This is a genomic window from Hymenobacter arcticus, from assembly GCF_054779975.1.
On sequence record NZ_BAAGXF010000001.1, the window covers coordinates 19,364 to 37,407 of the forward strand.

Sequence of the window (18,044 nt, forward strand, 5' to 3'; positions counted from 1 at the left end):
CACTTATGCTAAAAATATTCATTGAGCGCCCCGTGCTCTCCACCGTTATCTCGGTTATTCTGGTGCTGCTGGGCATCTTGGGGCTGCTGTCGCTACCCATTGCGCAGTACCCCGACATTTCGCCGCCCACGGTGCAGGTGTCGGCCAGCTACGCGGGGGCCAACGCCGACGTGGTGCTCAAAAGCGTGATTGTGCCGCTGGAAGAGCAGATAAACGGCGTGGAGGGTATGACCTACATGACCTCCACGGCCACCAACGACGGGGCGGGCACCATCCAGGTGTATTTCAACGTGGGCACCGACCCCGACCAGGCCGCCGTAGACGTGCAAAACCGGGTATCGAGCGCTACCAGCCTGCTGCCGCAGGAGGTGACCCTAGCTGGCGTAACGGTGCGTAAGCAGCAGAGCAGCAACCTGTTGATATTTGCCCTCTACAGCGACAACCCGGCCTACGACCAGACGTTTTTGCAGAACTACGCCCAGATTAACATTGTGCCCCAAATCAAGCGGGTGAATGGGGTGGGCAATTCCAACGCCTTTGGCTCGCGCGACTACGCCATGCGCGTCTGGCTGAAGCCCGATGTGATGGCCATCTACGGCCTCACGCCGGCCGATGTGACGGCGGCGCTGGCCGACCAGAACGTGGAGGCCGCCCCCGGCAAGTTTGGCGAAAACTCCGACCAGAGCTTTCAATACGTAATCAAGTACACCGGCAAGCTGCTCTCCACCGACCAGTTTGGCGACATCGTGCTCAAGGGCACGGCCCAGGGCCAGCTGCTGCGCCTCAAAGACGTGGCCCGCATTGAGCTGGGCGCGCAGGCCTACAGCAGCAACAGCGCCACTTTCGGCAAGCCCTCGGTGGGCATTTCGGTAAACCAGACACCGGGCTCCAACGCCCGCGAGGTTATCGAGAAGTCGATTGCCGTGCTGGCTGAGGCCGAGAAGTCGTTTCCAGCCGGTATCCACTATACTAACCTGGTGAATATCAATGACTTCCTAGATGCTTCGATTGACAAGGTAATCCACACGCTGATTGAGTGTTTTGCGCTGGTGTTTTTGGTGATTTTCATCTTTCTTCAGGATTTTCGCTCCACCATCATCCACGGCGTGTCGGTGCCGGTGTCCATTATCGGTACGTTCTTCTTTCTCAAGCTCTTCGGCTACAGCATTAACTTATTGACGCTCTTTGCGTTGGTGCTAGCCATTGGCATTGTGGTCGATGACGCCATTGTGGTGGTAGAAGCCGTGCACGCCAAGCTCGAAAGTGGCTATACCTCACCGCGCAAGGCCGCCATCGACGCCATGAGCGAGATAACGGGGGCCATTGTGAGCATCACGCTGGTGATGGCGGCGGTGTTTCTGCCGGTCACGTTTATCACCGGCTCGGTGGGCGTATTTTATAAGCAATTCGGGATAACGCTGGCGATAGCCATTCTTATTTCGGCCGTTAATGCCCTCACGCTGTGCCCCGCGCTGGCCGCGCTGTTTTTGCTGCCGCCGAATCACGAAGCCGATAAGCAGGCTGAGAAAAAGACCCTTATGCAGCGCTTTAGCGTAGCCTTCAACGCCGCTTACGATGCACTGGTGGATAAGTATACCCGCGCCGTGCAGTTCCTCATGGGCCGCCGGTGGCTGGCGCTGGCGGGCGTGGCGGGCTTCGGGGTGGCATTGTACTTTTTAATGACGAGCACCCCCAGTAGCTTCGTGCCCAACGAAGACATGGGCACCGTGTTTGTGAACGTGAGCCTGCCGCCGGCCTCCACCCTGGAGCGCACCACGGCCATTAATACGGAGGTAGATAGCCTGATTCGGACCATTCCGGCGGTGCGGGGCACGCTGCGCATCACGGGCCAAAACTTTTTGGCCGGCGCGGGCAGCGCCTACGGCATGGTGATTGTGCGCCTCAAGCCCTGGGACGAGCGCAAGGACATGAACAACGAGGCCGTTATCAAGAAGATAACCGAGCTCACGGCCCACATTCGGGCCGGCGACATTCGCAGCATTTCGCAGCCCACTATCACGGGCTTTGGCTCGACGGGCGGCTTCACGTTTCAGCTCCAGGACAAGGGCGGCCACACCACGGCCGAGTTCTACAAAGTGGCCCAGGACTTTCTGGCCAAGCTGGGCAAACGCCCGGAAATCCAGTTTGCCACCACAGCCTTCAACCCTGGCTTTCCGCAGTACCAACTCACCGTGAACGTGCCCAAAGTGAAGGAGGCCGGCCTCACCGAGAAGGACATTCTGAACGCCATGCAGGTGTTTTATGGTGGCTCCTACGCCTCCAACTTCAACCAGTTTGGCAAGCAGTACCGCGTGATGGTGCAGGCCGATACCGCATATCGCGCTAGCCCCGAGGGTCTTAGCAAGATATTCGTGCGCAACGCCACCGGCGCGATGGCCCCCATCACCGAGTTCGTAACCCTGACCCGCATCTACGGGCCCGAGAGCTTGTCGCGCTTCAACCTGTTCACGGCCATCTCAGTCAACGGCTCACCCAAGGAGGGAACCAGCTCGGGGCAGGCGCTGGTGGCCATTCAGGAAGTGGCGCAGCAGCTGCCGGCCGGCTACGGGTACGAGTTTTCGGGCATCAGCCGTGAAGAGCAAGGCAGCGGCAAGCAGTCGCTTTACATTTTTGCCTTGTCGCTGGTGTTTGTGTACCTGCTGCTAAGCGCGCAGTACGAGAGCTACATTCTGCCGTTTGCGGTGCTGCTTTCCATCCCTATCGGCCTGAGCGGCACGTACTTATTCGCCAAGATTTTTGGCATCGACAACAACATCTACCTCCAGATTTCCATCATCATGCTCATTGGCCTACTGGCCAAGAATGCGATTCTGATTATTGAATTCTCGCTGGGCCGGCGGCGCGACCACGGCCTGAGCATTGCCGAGGCCGCTATTGAAGGTGCCAAAGCCCGCCTGCGGCCGATTTTGATGACCTCGTTTGCCTTCGTGTTTGGCTTGCTGCCGCTGCTGTTTGCCAGCGGCGCGGGGGCCAACGGCAACCGTAGCATTGGGGCCGGGGCCATCGGCGGTATGCTGTTTGGCACGCTGGTGGGGGTGTTTTTTGTGCCGGTGCTGTTCCTCATTTTTGAGAGCTTGCAGGAGCGCATCAGCGGTCCGCCAAAAACGCAGGCGCAGCTGGAAGAAGAGGAACAAGGCGGTGGCCCACCCGAAAAGCAGGACGAGCAAGCGCCCAAAGAACCGCAGCCAGACCCGAAGCAGGTGCCCCAGCCGGCGCTGGCATAACCGCACGAGCCGCGCACAAAATAATCAGCATCCGTGATGACTACCAATAGATTACTTCGGCTGGCCGCCCCCGTGCTCCTGCTGGCCGCCGCCAGCGGCTGCGGCATCCTGCACCCCTACGGCCGGCCCGAAACGGCCACCACCGGCCTCTACCGCGGCGCCGCTACCACCGATACCACCACGCTGGCGCTGCGCCCCTGGCAGCAGCTTTTTACCGACCCGCTGCTGCAAAAGCTCATTGCCGAGGGCCTGGCCAACAACCGCAACCTGCAAGTGGCCGACGCCCGCATTGCGCAGGCGCAAGCGCTGCTTTCTCAGAGCCGGGCAGCCTTTTTGCCCAGTCTCAATGGGCGGGCTACCACCACGCTCTCGCGGGTGGGTGGGGCGTTTGTGGGCACTAGCACGGGGGGCAGCACCACCACTACCGGCGGCACTACTACGGGAGGCGGCACCACTACCGGGGGCGGCACTACCACGGGCGGCGGCACCACCGGTGGCGGAACGACTACGGGCGGTGGCACTACCACCGGTGGCGGAACTACCACGGGTGGCACCACTACCGGCGGCACTACGGGCACCACCGACCAATCGAACGTCATCACGGGCGGGGCGGCCCACCAATACTTACTGGGCCTGAGCAGCAGCTGGGAGGCCGATGTGTGGGGCAAGTTGCGCAGCACCCGCCGCTCCTACGCGGCGGCCGTGCTCCAGAGTGAGGCCTACCGGCGCGTGGTACTAACCCAGCTCATTGCCGACATTGCCGATAACTACTACTCCCTGCTGGCCCTCGATGCGCAGCTCGAAATAACCCGCCAAACGGTGCAAAACCGCATCAACGACGTGGAGGTGATGAAGCTGCTGCTCGAAGGCGACGTGGTAACCGGGGCCGCCGTGGTGCAAAGCGAAGCCCAGCGCTACGCCGCCGAAGTCACCATCCCCGACCTGCAACGCAGCACCCGCGAAACCGAAAACCTGCTGGCTACCTTGCTGGGCCGGGCCCCCGGCCCCATTGCGCGCGGCACCCTGGCCGACCAGGCTCCCGCCCCGCCCCTGCTCACGGGCGTGCCCGGCCAGCTGCTGCGCAACCGCCCCGACGTGCAGCAGGCCGAATTCGCCTTCGAGTCCACGTTTGAACAAACCAACGCGGCGCGCACCTACTTCTACCCCAGCTTCACGGTGACCGCCAACGGTGGCCTCACCAGTACCACCCTCGAAAACCTGTTTTCACCCACCGCCATTTTTGCTAGCCTGGTGGGCGGCCTCACACAACCCGTTTTCAATCAGGGCATTAACCGCCTGCGGCTGGCCCGCTCGCAGGCTTTGCAGCAAGAGTACCTCTACACCTACCAGCAAACCATGTTTGTGGCCGGCCAGGAGGTTTCCAACGCGCTGTTCTCGTACCAGAGCGCGGGCGAAAAAATGGCCATCCGCGCCCGCCAGCTCGACGCACTCAACAAATCGGTAGACTATACCAACGAGCTGCTGCGTGCCGGCTTCGCCAACTACACCGAGGTGCTCACCGCCCGCCAAAACCTGCTGCAAGCCCAGCTCAACGGCGTGAACGACCAACTACAACAGCGCCAGGCCGTTACGGACCTGTACCACGCGCTGGGCGGCGGCTGGCAGTAACAAAATCTCCTAGCAGGTCCACAACGTTTGTATGAAATTCTGTTGCAAATACAAATCTTTTATAGCTGACTAAATTTTTTCGGTCACTATAGTAATAGTCATCGCCTCTACGTTTCCCAAAAGCTCGTTCAAAAAATGACTATAGTGGACTGAGACATTTCTTAAACGTTGGTGGCTGTTGCAGAACTCAGGCTGGGTGCACGCGTAGCTAGCAAACGGTCTCGCCGAAGCTCCGGATTGGTCGACCGAGTGCTAAAATGATGCTTGCAGCGCCCTTGTGGCGGTGGGTAGAGGGCGATAGCCACGCGAGCGGTCTGTTTTGGCTGGTGCTTGAGCAGCTTCTTTAGATTGTACGCAATCGCGCTGAGCAGCATGGCCTTATGAGTTACCGCCCGGCCCTTCGTGCCGACCCGTTGTAGCCCATAGTGCTGCAAGAGGCTGCCAAAAACCGGTTCGACCGTGCGCTGTCGGACTCGACGCATCCGCTTACCTGCCCGACGCTGCTGCCGATGCCAGGCGCGGCGATACGCCGCGTCAAAGGCCGAGCGCACAAACTTCTGTTGGGGCGCTGAGGGGGTACAACTCATCTTCAACAGACACTGCTGGCAGTCCTGATAAGCCGCCCGATAGTTCTTGACCCAGTTTCCATCCTGGCTGGTCGCGTAATTGCGGAAAGGCAGCAACTTGCCGGCCGGGCAGCGAAACGAATCGGTCTCCGCTTCATAGGTAAAGCCTTCGGCAGCTGGTTTGTAGGCTCCAAAAACCGGAATCCAGGGCGTAATACTCCGCTGCTCTAGAAAGGCATAGTTGAAGCCGTTGGAGTAGCCCGTATCGGCTACGAAGTCCCGCATTAGTAACTCATTGGCCGATAGGCGAGTTTGTAGCCGGGGCACTAACTCCGGCACATAGGTGCTGTCGCGGCGGTCCGCGAAGTCTGCTTGGACATGGCTAATAATGCCGCTGGCCGTGTCCACAGCCACGCTACAGAGGTAGTTGAGGGCCCGCGCTTTGCCCGGTTTGACGGATATACGGGCCTCGGGGTCAGTGGGACTATCGTGCGTTTTATTACTCAGTAGCTGGGCCTTGGGGTGGCGGGCGCCCAGCCCACCCGGCGCAGCTTGCCGCTTGGCCCGCCGGGTCGCCTCGCGGCGCAGCTGGTGGGCGGGCGCGGCGCGCACGGCAGGTGCTGGCCCAGGAGCCACTTGCTCACCCGCTACCCGCAACGGCGGGGCTTCGCTCGCTTGCTTTTCGCGCAGGCTATCGAGGGAAGCGGCGGCTTTGACGGGGGCCGAGTCGACGACCTGCGTATCGCCCGCCACTAGCCCAGCGGCCACGCACTGCGCAAACACCTGGTCGAAGAGCTGCTCGAAGACGGCGGCCGGCTATAACTGGCGCGTGCGGCTGATGGTCGAGTGCCAGGGTAAATCTTCGTCTACTTCGTAGCCTAAGAAGTAGAGAATATCGAGCCGCAGGGCGCACTGCTCGATTAAGCGCCGGTCGCTGACGATATTTTCCAACCGGCCCACCAGCACGAGCTTGAAGAACACCACCGGCTCGAGCGAAGGCTGTCCGGTGTGACTGTAGACGAAGCGGGTCTGCTCACGCAGAAACTCCCGGTCTAGCACGTCGCGCAAGCGGCGGTAGAAATTATGTGTCGGCACGCGCTCCGACAAGCGGAAGCGCAGCACGACTTTATCGGCGAACTGCTTATGGCCCTGCATAGGCCTAAGATACCGCTGACCAGTCACCTACTTCTGCAACAGCCACCACCGTTTATAACACGTAAAATAAAGGCTACGCGTAATAAATCAGCAATTAGGGGTGCTTGCGCGAATTTTAGCGGTACATAAACACCGTGAAATCGCCCTCCCAGTAGTCGTCCAGCAGCACTACTTTGGAGGATAGCGTTTCGCAAAAAGCCACGATTTCGGCTGGGTCGAAGGCGGCCAGGGGGCCGCCGCCCGGGGGCTCCCAGCTGAGCAGGTTGAAGCCAAAGGCCCGCTGGCAGCTACCGTACAGGCGCTCAATGGCTTGGTGCACAAAGCGCGGGTCGCGGTGGCGGTAGCTCAGCGCGCCGCTGGCCAGCACGTAGTCGCTGAGGGGCAGCGGCACGTGCAGAAAATCACCCAGGCGCAGCGTAATGCCCGCGGCGTCCGCGTAGCGGGCCTGCGCCACGTCAAGCAGCTCCGGCATGTGCTCGATGCCCTGGTAAGCTACGTCCGTAAAAAGCTGTTTCAGAAAGGGATACAAATCGGCGTAGCCGCAGCCTACATCAAGCACCGAGCAGTGCGACAGGTCGCCAATCTGAACCAGGGTCTTAAACCGGGTTTGCTGGCCCACCGGGTGCCAGCCCAGCGCGCCGGGGCTGCCCGCCCCGTATTCGCGGATGCGCTGCCGGTGAAAACGAAAAACGGCGTTGGTATCGAGCAGCTTGTTGAGGCGGTTGCGCATGAGAAAGGTAGCGTACGTACTCCTGGCTTTCCCAGCCAAGATGGGCGGCCCCCCGGGCCCCAAGCCAGCGTGGCTTAGGGCCCGGGGGGCCGCGCTTATTTTTTGTTTGTAGCCCCGCTAAAATTACGGTACCTACGCCTTCGCTACCAGCCCGCGCAGCACTTCCTTGGTCTTGCGCACGTGGTCGGTGGCACCGCTCATCGAGTTGAAAATGTAGGCGATTTTGCCGTCCTTATCAATCACAAACGTGACGCGGCCGGGCAGCAAACCCAGCAGCGCGCGGGGTACCTCGTAGGCTTTGCGCAGCTGCCCGCCGCCATCGGCCAGCAACGGAAAAGGCAGCCGGTGCTTCTGGCTGAACTTCTGGTGCGAAGCCTCGCTATCGGAACTCACGCCCACTACTACCGCGCCCAGGTCCAGAAAATCGGCGTACTGGTCACGGAAGGCGCAGGCCTCAGCCGTGCAACCGGGCGTGTCGTCCTTGGGGTAGAAATAGAGGATAACTGGCTTGCCGCGCTGGTCGGCCAGGTGGAATGCGTCGCCCTTGTCAGTGGGCAACGTAAAATCGGGAGCGGAATCGCCTAGCTGAAGCATAATTTCAGTGGATAGTTGGTAATGAGCAATGAACAGTTGAAAGGTCAATTGTTCATTGCTCATTACCAACTGCTCATTACTTCGTGAGCCAACCATTGGCGTCCATCCAGTTTTGGAGGCGTTCCACCCACTGGTCCTTCGTGGTAGTGTTGTTCAGGCCGAAGCCGTGGCCGCCTTTGGGGTAGAGGTGCATTTCGGCGGGCACCCCGCGGCGGCGCAGCGCCTGGTAAAATACGAGGCTGTTTTGCACGGGCACCACGTTGTCGTCCTCCGCGTGCACCAGGAAGGTGGGCGGCGTTCGGGTGGTAACCTGCATATCGGCCGAGTACTGGCGCACCTGGTCAGGCGTGGGCGTGGCGCTCAGCAGGTTATCGCGCGAGCCAGCATGCTTGAGGCTGTCGCTGAAGCTAATAACCGGGTACAGCAGCACCAGAAACGCGGGCCGCACCGAGGCCGGGCCGGGGTTGTCGCCCACCGGCTGGGTGAAGTGCGTGCCCGCCGTAGCGGCCAAGTGGCCGCCTGCCGAGAAGCCCATTAGGCCAATGCGCTCGGGGTTGAGGTTGTACTTGGGGGCCAGCTGGCGCACCATGCGCAGGGCCTGCTGCGCATCGAGCAGCGGGGCAATGCTCTTGTCGGGCTGGCTTTGGCCATTGGGCAGGCGGTATTTCAGCACGAAGGCCGTCACGCCCAGCTCGTTGAGGCGCCGGGCCACGTCGTAGCCCTCGTGGCCGATGGCCAGCCGGGAGTAGCCGCCACCGGGGCAAATAACCACCGACGTGCCATTAGCCTTGGCGCGGTCGGGCACGAAAACCGTGAGCGTGGGCTGCACCACGTTGGCCACGCTCGTGCGGCCGTCGCTGGCCTCCGTGGTTTCCTTCACCTGGCTGGGCTTGGAATCGGGGATGGAGCCGGTGTAAAGCGGCAGCACGGGCGCGGCGGTGCCGGCGGCCGTAGTGGCGCCCGATACCGCTTGGGCGTGCAGGTGGGTGGTAGCAGTCAAGCTCATCAAACCGAGGGCAAGTAACAGGGTGTTTTTTTGCATACAAGTTAATTCGGCGAATAACGGGCGGGGCAATAGTGCCTCAGCAGGTGGGCGCTCGCGGCGCAGCCCACCTACTTTCGTGTATGAAAACGCACTATTCCAAATTTCGTTTTGCCCGGCCCTGGCCGCTGGTGGCCGCGCTGCTCGCCAGCTGCGCTCCCACAGCTAAAGTACCGGTGGCTACCGACCCACCCGTAGCCGCGGCGGCTGCCACTACCCCACCCGACTACCGCGCCCGGGCCGACGCCTTCCTAACGAGCTATACCGCTGATTATGTGCGGCTTTACACGCAGTCGAGCGAGGCCGAGTGGATGAGCAACACCCACATTGTGCCCGGCGACACCACCAACGCCAGCCGCACCGCCCGCGCCAACGAGCGCATGGCGGCCTTCGCGGGCAGCTCGGCCAACATTCAGAAAATAAAGGAATTATTAGCGCATAAAGACCAGCTTATCCCGCTGCAAACCAAGCAGCTCGAAACGGCCCTCTACAACGCCGCCAACTCGCCCCAAACCGTGGCCGACCTGGTGAAGCGCCGCATCAAAGCCGAGGCTGCCCAAACCGAAAAACTCTACGGTTTCGATTACCAATACGCGGGCAAGAGCGTCACTACCAATGATATAGATGGGCTGCTGCGCACTGAAAATGACCCGCGCAAGCGCCAGCAACTGTGGGAGGCCAGCAAGGAAATCGGCCCCACGCTCAAGCCTGGCCTGCTCAACTTGCGCGATTTGCGCAACCAGACTGTGCAGGCTCTGGGCTATCCCGACTTTTTTTCGTATCAGGCTAGTGACTACGGCCTTACGCGGGAAGAAATGATGACGCTCGTGCGCCAGCTCAACACCGAGCTGCGCCCCCTCTACCGCGAGCTGCACACCTACGCCCGCTATGAGTTGGCCAAAAAATACCACGCCCAGCCAGTGCCCGACTACCTACCCGCCTCCTGGCTGCCCAACCGCTGGGGCCAGGACTGGGGCAGCCTGGTGACGGTAAAAGGCATCAACCTCGACGCGGCCCTCGCCAAAAAAGGCCCCGAGTGGCCCGTGAAGCAGGCCGAGCGCTTTTATGAAAGCTTAGGATTCCCGGCCCTGCCCGCCAGCTTTTACGAGAAAAGCAGCCTCTACCCGCTGCCCGCCGGAGCCAGCTACAAGAAGAACAACCACGCCTCGGCCTGGCACATGGACCTGGGCCAGGACGTGCGCAGCCTGATGAGCGTGGAGCCCAACACCGAGTGGTACGAAACCACCCACCACGAGTTGGGCCACATCTACTACTACCTCACCTACACCAACCCCGATGTGCCGCCGCTGCTGCGCCAGGGTGCCAACCGCGCCTACCACGAGGCCTTGGGCAGCCTGATGGGCCTGGCCGCCCAGCAAAAGCCCTTTCTGGTGGGCCTGGGGCTTATTGGTGCCCAAATCAAAACCGACCAGACCCAGCAATTGCTCAAGGAAGCGCTGCAATACGTGCCGTTTATCCCCTTCGCCTCGGGTGTGATGAGCGAGTGGGAAAACGCGTTTTATGCCGAAAACCTGCCCGCCGACCAACTCAACGCCAAGTGGTGGGCCCTCTGCAAGCAGTACCAGGGTATGGTGCCGCCCACCACGCGCGGCGAAAACTTTCTCGACCCCGCCACCAAAACCCACATCAACGACGACCCCGCGCAGTACTACGACTACGCGCTGAGCTACATCATCCTGTTTCAGCTGCACGACCACATCGCCCGCAAAATCCTGCACCAGGACCCGCACGCTACCAACTACTACGGCAATAAGGAAGTCGGCCAGTTTTTGCAAGGCATCATGCGCCCCGGCAGCAGCCGCGACTGGCGCACCGTGCTCAAGGAAAAGACCGGCGAAGACCTCTCGGCCCGCGCCATGGTCGATTATTTCCAGCCGTTGATGGTGTATTTGAAAGAGCAGAACAAGGGGCGGAAATACACAATGTAATGCCCATGCCCCTGTAGAAATGGAGAAAATTCTTAGTTCGCTTTTAGCCGCCGCCCTGGCCCAGCCCTTGCACACATCGGCTAATGTGCAGGAAGAGGCCCGCGAAAATTTATGCTACTTTGCACTGGCTGAATCACAGCTGTCCTTATGCACAGCGCCGGCCCTTGAAGCTTGGCTGGAGGCTGTACTAGCCGGTAGGCGGCGGCAATTACAGCAGCAACGAGGCAGCGGCTACCCTATGCAATTCTATTGCTGGCACGATGCACTGGCTTCGCAGCTACGCTTCAGCTTAGTGTCGGCCGCCGCCCGGCTGCCCTTCGGCTGCTCAATCCGGTTGGTCGAGTCATCAATTGTAGTGCAGGAATTCATCACGCAGGAATACTTGATTTTCGACGAGAATCTTTTTAAGGCCGATTCAGCCACCGGGCAGCTAGCCACCGCGCAGGCGGTAGCCGAAGAATTTACACTACCGGTTTGGCGCACCCTAATCCCATGAAAAAGACAGCCGCGCACCAACCATATTCCACCCGGTTATGGTCGGCGCTCCTATTGCTGGTCGGCCTGACCGTATGCCAGCCAGTTCAGGCCCAAGCGCCCGCCGCGCCGCTGTGCATCGGCGAAACCTTCACGCTGGCCTCCAAATTGCTGGGCGAAACCCGGCGGCTCAACGTGCACTTGCCGCCCGTGTACCACGATTCGGCGGCCGTGCGGCTGCCCGTGTTGTATATGCCCGATGGCGGCTTGGCCGAAGACTTTCTGCACGTAGCGGGGCTAATGCAGGTGCTGGTGGGCAACGGTACCATGCGACCCTTCATCCTGGTGGGCATCGAAAACACCCAGCGCCGCCGCGACCTTACCGGCCCCACGGCCAATGCCGATGACAAGAAAATAGCGCCCCGCGTGGGCGGCTCGGCCGCCTTCCGCCAGTTTATCCGCCGCGAGCTGATGCCCGCCGTGCGCCAGCGCTACCGCACCACGTCCGAAACCGCGCTGGCCGGCGAGTCGCTGGCCGGGCTGTTCACGGTCGAAACCCTGCTGCTGGAACCCGATTTATTCGACACCTACCTCGCTTTCGACCCCAGCTTGTGGTGGAACAACGGCTTGCTAACCCAGCAGGCCGCCAGCCTATTGCCCGCCTACCACGGCCCCGCCAAAACGCTGTACCTGGCCACCAGCAGCCAGGGCGATACGACGGCCACGGCCCAGCTCGCCGCCCTGGCCAAGCTGGCTCCCCGGCCGGGCATCACCTGCTACTACGAGCCCCTGCGGGCCGAAACGCACGCCACCATCTACCACCCCGCCGCGCTGCGGGGCTTCCGGCTGGTGCTGAAGCCACCGGCGAAGCGGGCCGCGGAGTGAGCTAAGCCTTTCGGGCCGGTCCGCCAGCTAACGCCGGCGGACCGGCCCGAATACCGCTCCCAAGTTCTCTATAACTTACTTAATGTCAGTTAACTATAAAAAAGCCCGGCTAGCCGGGCTTTTTTATTTACAGCAGCAATCGCTAAGCCAGTCGCCGGGCCAACACCTTCGACACACTTTCGAGGCGGCGGATGATGGGCTGCGATATCTCCCTATCGCTCAGGTTAATACCCTGGCCACGGGTGGCGAGATAGCGGGCCAGGGCCGAGTTGTCATCCAGGGCCTTTGTGAGTTCGCGCTGGGCATCTTCCCACTCGCCCGACTGGTCGGCAATAATGTAGCGGTAGCGCAACTCGATGGTCTGGCTTACCAGGGCAGCTAGGCGGGTGAGCAGGTCGGCTTCAGCGGCCGAGAATCCGCGCTCCTCCCGGGCAATGAGGGCCAGCATCCCTAGGCGGGCATCATCGGCGGCTACTAGGGCCGCCCCGGCGTAAAAATTGAGCCCGAGGGCCTGCGCCACATCAGCCTTAATTAGGGTGCAACTCTCTGCTTTATAATCGGATAGCACAATATCTTGGCCCGCCAGGATAGCTGCCGAGCACATGCTTTCGTTGCGCACTAACCCCGGAATGCCGGTGGCCCCGGCAACGGCTTTAAACCATACGTAGTCGGCATCGACCAGCGAGATGAGGGCAATGGGCACCCCAAAAAGCTGCGCGGCCCAGGCCACGTAGTCATCAAAAATCTGCTCGGGCGTGGTGTTTACAATCTGAAACTGATGCAGCGTGCGCAGCCGGGCAGCGTCGTCGGCGGGTATCAGCGAATCGGGAAATGTCTTGGTCATTAATAATTTGCCTCGTTGCCGGGCAGGTCAATCAAAATAAATTGTGCATCGGTAACAGCCTCAATGTCAAGTACATCCTCGGCACTGAGGCGGGCCTGGTCGTTGGGGCTCAACAGCGTGCCGTTGACCCGAATGCTGCCCTGCTTCACGTATATAAAGGTAAGCCGGATAGGAAACGTTTTAAACGTCAGATTTTTAGCACAATCTAGGTTGCTCCAGTAGATGGTGCTGTTCGAATTCAGGTACACCACATTCTCCAGCACGCGCTGGCCCGAGGCCAGGGGCACCAGCTGATTTTTGTGGCTGTCCACGAAGTTCAGTTCTTGGCGCTCGTAGCTGGGGGCCAGGCCCTTTTGGCTGGGCATAAACCACAGCTGGTAGAGGTGCAGGGGCTTGTCTTGGCGGTTCATCTCGCTATGGGCCACGCCCGTGCCGGATGTGATGCGCTGCACCTCCCCGGCCCCAATGGCGGTGCGGTTGCCCATGGTATCCTCGTGGCTCACCTCGCCTTCGAGCACCAGCGTCACAATTTCCATCTCGGAGTGCGGGTGCTGCGGAAAGCCGTTCTGCGGCGCAATTGTGTCGTCGTTGAATACCCGCAACGGCCCGAAGTGCTGGTTGTTCCGGTCGAAATAATCGGCAAACGAGAACAGGAAATACGAGCTAAGCCACGCCGTAGGGGCGGCGTGGTGGCGGGCGGCGGCAGAAATGTGAGCGAGCATAAGGCGAAAAAAAGGAAGCGGGCCGGGGTAGCCGGCCCAACAGTTTCCTTAAAACTGCAAATTGCCCATTGGGGTTGCTCTGCGCCTGCCCGGTGGGTGGGGCAGGCAGCGCGACCGGAGCCTTTTCGGCTCTTCCAAAACTACTCCTACGCCACTGCAAACCCGGCTGCAAAAGCCCACCGCAACGCCCCAAACGTTTGCGGAAAACCGAGGAGGCCAAGTAGTAGCCAACACGCTGATTTCCCATTATTTTACTAAAACTACGGGCTTATTTTAAAAGCTATTTTCTTGACAATCATTTTTATACAAATTCACTAGCACTGCAAAAAAGCCTACATTCTGTAGCAGTAAAGCCAGGAATTTCTGCTAACATTGCGGCACCTTTTCCCACCCAATCTCCCATTTTATGCAATACCCCTTTGCTGGGTCCGCGCGCCTTGCTGGCGCGGCGGCACTGCTATTCCTGGCCAGCTGCGCCAAGGATGCCACTATCACGGGCACCGGCCCGGCCCCCACCCCAACTACCACTGCCGCCCCCAATGCCACCGCCACCAACGGCGTGATGATGCAGGCCTTTTACTGGGACGTGCCCCAGACCACCAGCGGCCAAACCTGGTGGCAGGTGCTCGGCGGCAAGGCCAGCGAGCTGAAAACGGCCGGCATCACGGCCCTGTGGCTACCGCCCGCCTACAAAGGCAGCGGCGTGAACGACGTGGGCTACGGCGTGTACGACCGCTACGACCTGGGCGAGTTCAACCAGAAAGGCACCGTAGCCACGCACTACGGCACGCTGAGCCAGCTGCAAAGCTGCATTTCGGCGCTGCATGGCCAGGGCGTGCAGGTGTATGAAGACATGGTAATGAACCACTTGACTTCGGCCGATGCGCAGGAGCAGTTCAACGTGGGCGGCACCAACTACAACGTGTACACCAGCTTCACCTACCCCGGCCGGGCCAACAAGTACAGCACCTACCAGTGGCACTACTATAATTTCAACGGCACCCAGCAGGCTCCCAACAACGGCTGGTACCAGTGGAACGCCTATGATTTCCAACCCTACGCCAACGGCGATGCTTACGACAACCTGCTGGGCTCCGAAATCCGCTACGCCGACCAGAACCAGGTGACCGAAACTATCAAGTGGGGCAACTGGATGACCACCACGCTGGGCCTCGACGGCTACCGCCTCGATGCCACCAAGCACATGCTCACCTCCTTTGTAAATACCTGGCTCGACAACGTGAAGGGCTCTTCGGGCCGCTTCGCGGTGAGCGAGGCGTGGTTTCGCAACCTGAGTGATATGAACAACTACGCCACGGCCACGGGTGGGCGCACGAGCTTATTTGACGTGCCGCTGCACTACACATTTACCGATATGAGTAATGGCAACGGCTCGTGGGATATGCGCGGGCTGCAATTCGCGGGTTTCACCGAGGCCAATGGGGCGCTCTCCGTATCGTTCGTGGATAACCACGACACCGACCAGACCGGCGGCGCACTCTTCTCGCCAGTGGCCAACCTTAAGATGTTGGCCTACGCCTACATCCTGACCCGCGAGAAGGGCTACCCCTGCGTGTTCTACAAGGATTATTACAACTACGGCCTGGGTGGTCAGATTAAAACCCTCATCAGCGTTCGCAAAGCCAACGCCTACGGCGCGTCCTATGAGTACACCAGCGTGGACGATGCCGATTACTACGCCTACTCGCGAGCCGGCGACAGCACCCACAAAGGCCTGATGCTCATTCTCAACGATGGCGGCGGCGCGCGCACCAAGGGCATCACCTCACCCTTCAAAAACGCTACCCTCACCGACAAAACCGGCAATTACGCCGGCACCATCACCACCGATGCCAACGGCTACGGCAACTTCCCAGTGCAGGCCCGCAGCTGGTCGGCCTGGGTGCCCAACTAAGAAAACGAGGCAAAAAAGAACGTCCTGCTTACCTGGCGTCCGCAAGCGGACGCCAGGTAAGCAGGACGTTCTTTTTTGCCCTATTCCCTGGCAAGGCCGCACCTTTGCAACCGCAACCATACCCCCACCCATGACCACAGCCACCCGCCTCGAACACGATTTCCTGGGCGAATTGCCCATTCCCCACGACGCTTACTACGGTATCCAAACCCTGCGAGCGCTCGATAACTTCCACATCACGGGCATTCCCATCAAGGTCGAGCCGCTGTTTGTGCAGGCGCTGGCCTTCGTCAAAAAAGGCGCCGCCCTGACTAATAAAGACCTTGGCGTGCTCGACCCCACCATTGCCGACTACATCGCCCAGGCCTGCGACCGCGTGGCCAGCGGCGAGTTTGATAATCAATTTCTCACCGACATGATTCAGGGCGGGGCCGGCACCTCCGTCAACATGAATGCCAACGAGGTAATCGCCAACGTGGCCCTGGAGCTGATGGGCCACCAGAAGGGCGAGTACCAGTACTGCCACCCCAACAACCACGTAAACTGCTCGCAATCAACCAACGACGCCTATCCCACCGCCTTCCGCATCGCGCTCAATAATAAATTGGCTGGCTACCGCGACACGCTGGCCCTACTCGCCGACGCGTTTTTTGCCAAGGGCCAGGAGTTTCGCAACGTGCTCAAGATGGGCCGCACCCAGCTCCAGGACGCCGTGCCCATGAGCATGGGCGACGAGTTTAACGCCTTTGCCACCAACCTGCGCGAGGAGCTGCTGCGCATCGACGACTCGCGCCGCCTCATTGCCGAAATCAACATGGGCGCCACCGCCATCGGCACCCGCATCAACACGCCGCCCGGCTACGCGGGCCTCGTCACCCAGCACCTGCGCCAGATTACGGGCCTCGACCTCAGCCTGGCCGGCGACCTCATCGAGGCCACCTACGACACCGGGGCCTACGTGCAGCTCTCGGGCGTGCTCAAGCGCACGGCCGTGAAGCTCAGCAAGATATGCAACGACCTGCGCCTACTATCGTCGGGCCCGCGCTGCGGCATCAACGAAATCAACCTGCCCGCCTTGCAGCCCGGCAGTAGCATCATGCCCGGCAAGGTGAACCCTGTGGTGCCCGAGGTGGTCAACCAAACGGCCTTCTACGTCATCGGGGCCGACCTCACCGTGACCATGGCCGCCGAGGCTGGCCAGCTGCAACTCAATGTAATGGAGCCAGTTATCTCGTTCGCGCTGTTTACTAGCATTTCCTACATGACCAACGCCTGCCGCACGCTGCGCGAAAAGTGCGTGCTCGGCATCACCGCCAACGTGGAGCACGCCGCTAGCCTCGTCTACAATAGCATCGGCATCGTGACCCAGCTCAACCCCGTGCTCGGCTACGAAACCAGCGCCAGCATCGCCAAGGAAGCCCTCGCCACCGGTAAGTCGGTGCACGACATCGCCGTAACTGAGCGCAACTTGTTGACCCAAGAGAAATGGGACGAGATTTTCACGTTTGAGAATTTGATTCGGCCGGTGTTTATCAAATAGCTGTATTTTATTGAAAATCAATATAAAAAGCCGCCTGTCATGCTGAGCCTGCGAAGCATCCTATCGCGCCAGAACAAGTCGTTCTACGGTGATAAGATGCTTCGCAGGCTCAGCATGACAGGCGGCTTTTTTGCAGTAATCTACTACCAGTTACGCCGTCGTCGGAAACTCAATTTCCCGCGCCAACTCGGCATACCACTCCGCACCGTATTTCCGCTCCAGCGGCTCCTTCAAAAACTTATAGACCGGCACGCCCAGCTTGGCTCCAAACGAGCAGGCCGGCGAGCAAATATCCCAACGGTCGTAGTTGAGCGCCTCAAAGCCCTCGTACTTCGTCACCCGAATCGGATACAAGTGGCAGCTAATGGGCTTCTTAAACGTGGTAGCCCCCGCCAGATACGCCTGCTCGATGCCGCATTTCAAAATGCCCAAATCATCGTAGAGCGCGTAGGCGCACTCCCGGTCGTTGATGGTGGTGGTGCTGTAATCGTCTTCCCAGTCCTTGATATAAAGGCCCTGCTCCGCAATGGCTTGCTTGCCGGCTTCGGTCAGGAAAGGCGCAATCTTGGGGTATTCGTTTTTCAGAATCTCCAGCTCTTCCAGCTCCAGCGGCGCGCCGAGGTCGCCCTCCACGCAGCACGCGCCCTTGCAGGCATCGAGGTTGCAGACGAAGAAGTTCTGGGCCACATCGTCGGAGATAACGGTATTTTGGATAACAATCATAACGTGGGGCGAATTTATCGGCGATAGAAAG

15 protein-coding genes are annotated in these 18,044 nt (G+C 60.2%); 7 read left to right on the top strand and 8 right to left on the bottom strand.

Annotated elements, in window-relative coordinates; all coding sequences use genetic code 11:
- The first annotated feature begins 5 nt into the window (after positions 1 to 5).
- The gene (locus ACYVGC_RS00085; RefSeq protein WP_460581734.1) at positions 6 to 3,245 is read left to right on the top strand and encodes an efflux RND transporter permease subunit; all 3,240 of its coding nucleotides are present in this window, start codon (positions 6 to 8) and stop codon (positions 3,243 to 3,245) included.
- Between the two features lie 36 nt (positions 3,246 to 3,281).
- On the top strand, positions 3,282 to 4,874 hold the full coding sequence (locus tag ACYVGC_RS00090; protein ID WP_460581735.1) for an outer membrane factor lipoprotein domain-containing protein: 1,593 nt from the start codon (positions 3,282 to 3,284) through the stop codon (positions 4,872 to 4,874).
- 161 nt (positions 4,875 to 5,035) lie between these two features.
- Here the strand turns inward: ACYVGC_RS00090 and ACYVGC_RS00095 are convergent, their stop codons facing one another.
- The 5 genes from ACYVGC_RS00095 to ACYVGC_RS00115 all read right to left on the bottom strand — a co-directional run bounded on the left by ACYVGC_RS00095 (position 5,036) and on the right by ACYVGC_RS00115 (position 8,961).
- Positions 5,036 to 6,223 (bottom strand): transposase, encoded by a 1,188-nt coding sequence (locus ACYVGC_RS00095; RefSeq protein ID WP_460581736.1) that lies wholly within the window; start codon positions 6,221 to 6,223, stop codon positions 5,036 to 5,038.
- A 33-nt stretch (positions 6,224 to 6,256) separates the two neighbouring features.
- Complete coding sequence (locus ACYVGC_RS00100; protein ID WP_460581737.1) at positions 6,257 to 6,595, bottom strand: transposase; 339 nt, start codon at positions 6,593 to 6,595, stop codon at positions 6,257 to 6,259.
- 115 nt (positions 6,596 to 6,710) lie between these two features.
- Positions 6,711 to 7,325 (bottom strand): class I SAM-dependent methyltransferase, encoded by a 615-nt coding sequence (locus ACYVGC_RS00105; protein ID WP_460581738.1) that lies wholly within the window; start codon positions 7,323 to 7,325, stop codon positions 6,711 to 6,713.
- A 132-nt stretch (positions 7,326 to 7,457) separates the two neighbouring features.
- Positions 7,458 to 7,919 carry a peroxiredoxin gene (locus ACYVGC_RS00110; RefSeq protein WP_460581739.1) on the bottom strand — a complete coding sequence of 154 codons (462 nt, stop codon included), beginning with the start codon at positions 7,917 to 7,919 and terminating at the stop codon, positions 7,458 to 7,460.
- Positions 7,920 to 7,995: 76 nt separating this feature from the next.
- Complete coding sequence (locus tag ACYVGC_RS00115) at positions 7,996 to 8,961, bottom strand: alpha/beta hydrolase (RefSeq protein WP_460581740.1); 966 nt, start codon at positions 8,959 to 8,961, stop codon at positions 7,996 to 7,998.
- 83 nt (positions 8,962 to 9,044) lie between these two features.
- Between ACYVGC_RS00115 and ACYVGC_RS00120 the strand changes: the two genes are divergently transcribed.
- The 3 genes from ACYVGC_RS00120 (at position 9,045) to ACYVGC_RS00130 (ending at position 12,269) form a co-directional block, all read left to right on the top strand.
- The gene (locus tag ACYVGC_RS00120) at positions 9,045 to 10,910 is read left to right on the top strand and encodes a M2 family metallopeptidase (RefSeq protein ID WP_460581741.1); all 1,866 of its coding nucleotides are present in this window, start codon (positions 9,045 to 9,047) and stop codon (positions 10,908 to 10,910) included.
- Positions 10,911 to 11,148: 238 nt separating this feature from the next.
- A complete protein-coding gene (locus ACYVGC_RS00125; RefSeq protein WP_460581742.1) occupies positions 11,149 to 11,406 on the top strand; it encodes a hypothetical protein in 258 nt (85 codons plus the stop codon).
- Entirely contained in the window at positions 11,403 to 12,269 is an 867-nt protein-coding gene (locus ACYVGC_RS00130; protein ID WP_460581743.1) for an alpha/beta hydrolase, read from the top strand. Before ACYVGC_RS00125 ends, ACYVGC_RS00130 begins: the two co-directional genes overlap by 4 nt.
- A 142-nt stretch (positions 12,270 to 12,411) precedes the next feature.
- Here the strand turns inward: ACYVGC_RS00130 and ACYVGC_RS00135 are convergent, their stop codons facing one another.
- Positions 12,412 to 13,113, bottom strand: coding sequence for a GAF domain-containing protein (locus tag ACYVGC_RS00135; protein WP_460581744.1), 702 nt, complete (start codon positions 13,111 to 13,113; stop codon positions 12,412 to 12,414).
- Positions 13,113 to 13,835, bottom strand: coding sequence for a pirin family protein (locus tag ACYVGC_RS00140; RefSeq protein ID WP_460581745.1), 723 nt, complete (start codon positions 13,833 to 13,835; stop codon positions 13,113 to 13,115). Before ACYVGC_RS00140 ends, ACYVGC_RS00135 begins: the two co-directional genes overlap by 1 nt.
- A 406-nt stretch (positions 13,836 to 14,241) precedes the next feature.
- Here ACYVGC_RS00140 and ACYVGC_RS00145 point away from each other — a divergent pair, with 406 nt between their 5' ends.
- Both ACYVGC_RS00145 and aspA read left to right on the top strand, forming a co-directional pair.
- Positions 14,242 to 15,750 carry an alpha-amylase gene (locus tag ACYVGC_RS00145; RefSeq protein WP_460581746.1) on the top strand — a complete coding sequence of 503 codons (1,509 nt, stop codon included), beginning with the start codon at positions 14,242 to 14,244 and terminating at the stop codon, positions 15,748 to 15,750.
- Between the two features lie 130 nt (positions 15,751 to 15,880).
- Entirely contained in the window at positions 15,881 to 17,290 is a 1,410-nt protein-coding gene (gene aspA, locus ACYVGC_RS00150; RefSeq protein ID WP_460581747.1) for an aspartate ammonia-lyase, read from the top strand.
- Positions 17,291 to 17,440: 150 nt separating this feature from the next.
- Here the strand turns inward: aspA and ACYVGC_RS00155 are convergent, their stop codons facing one another.
- Entirely contained in the window at positions 17,441 to 18,013 is a 573-nt protein-coding gene (locus ACYVGC_RS00155) for a DUF3109 family protein (RefSeq protein WP_460581748.1), read from the bottom strand.
- Between the last annotated feature and the right edge of the window lie 31 nt (positions 18,014 to 18,044).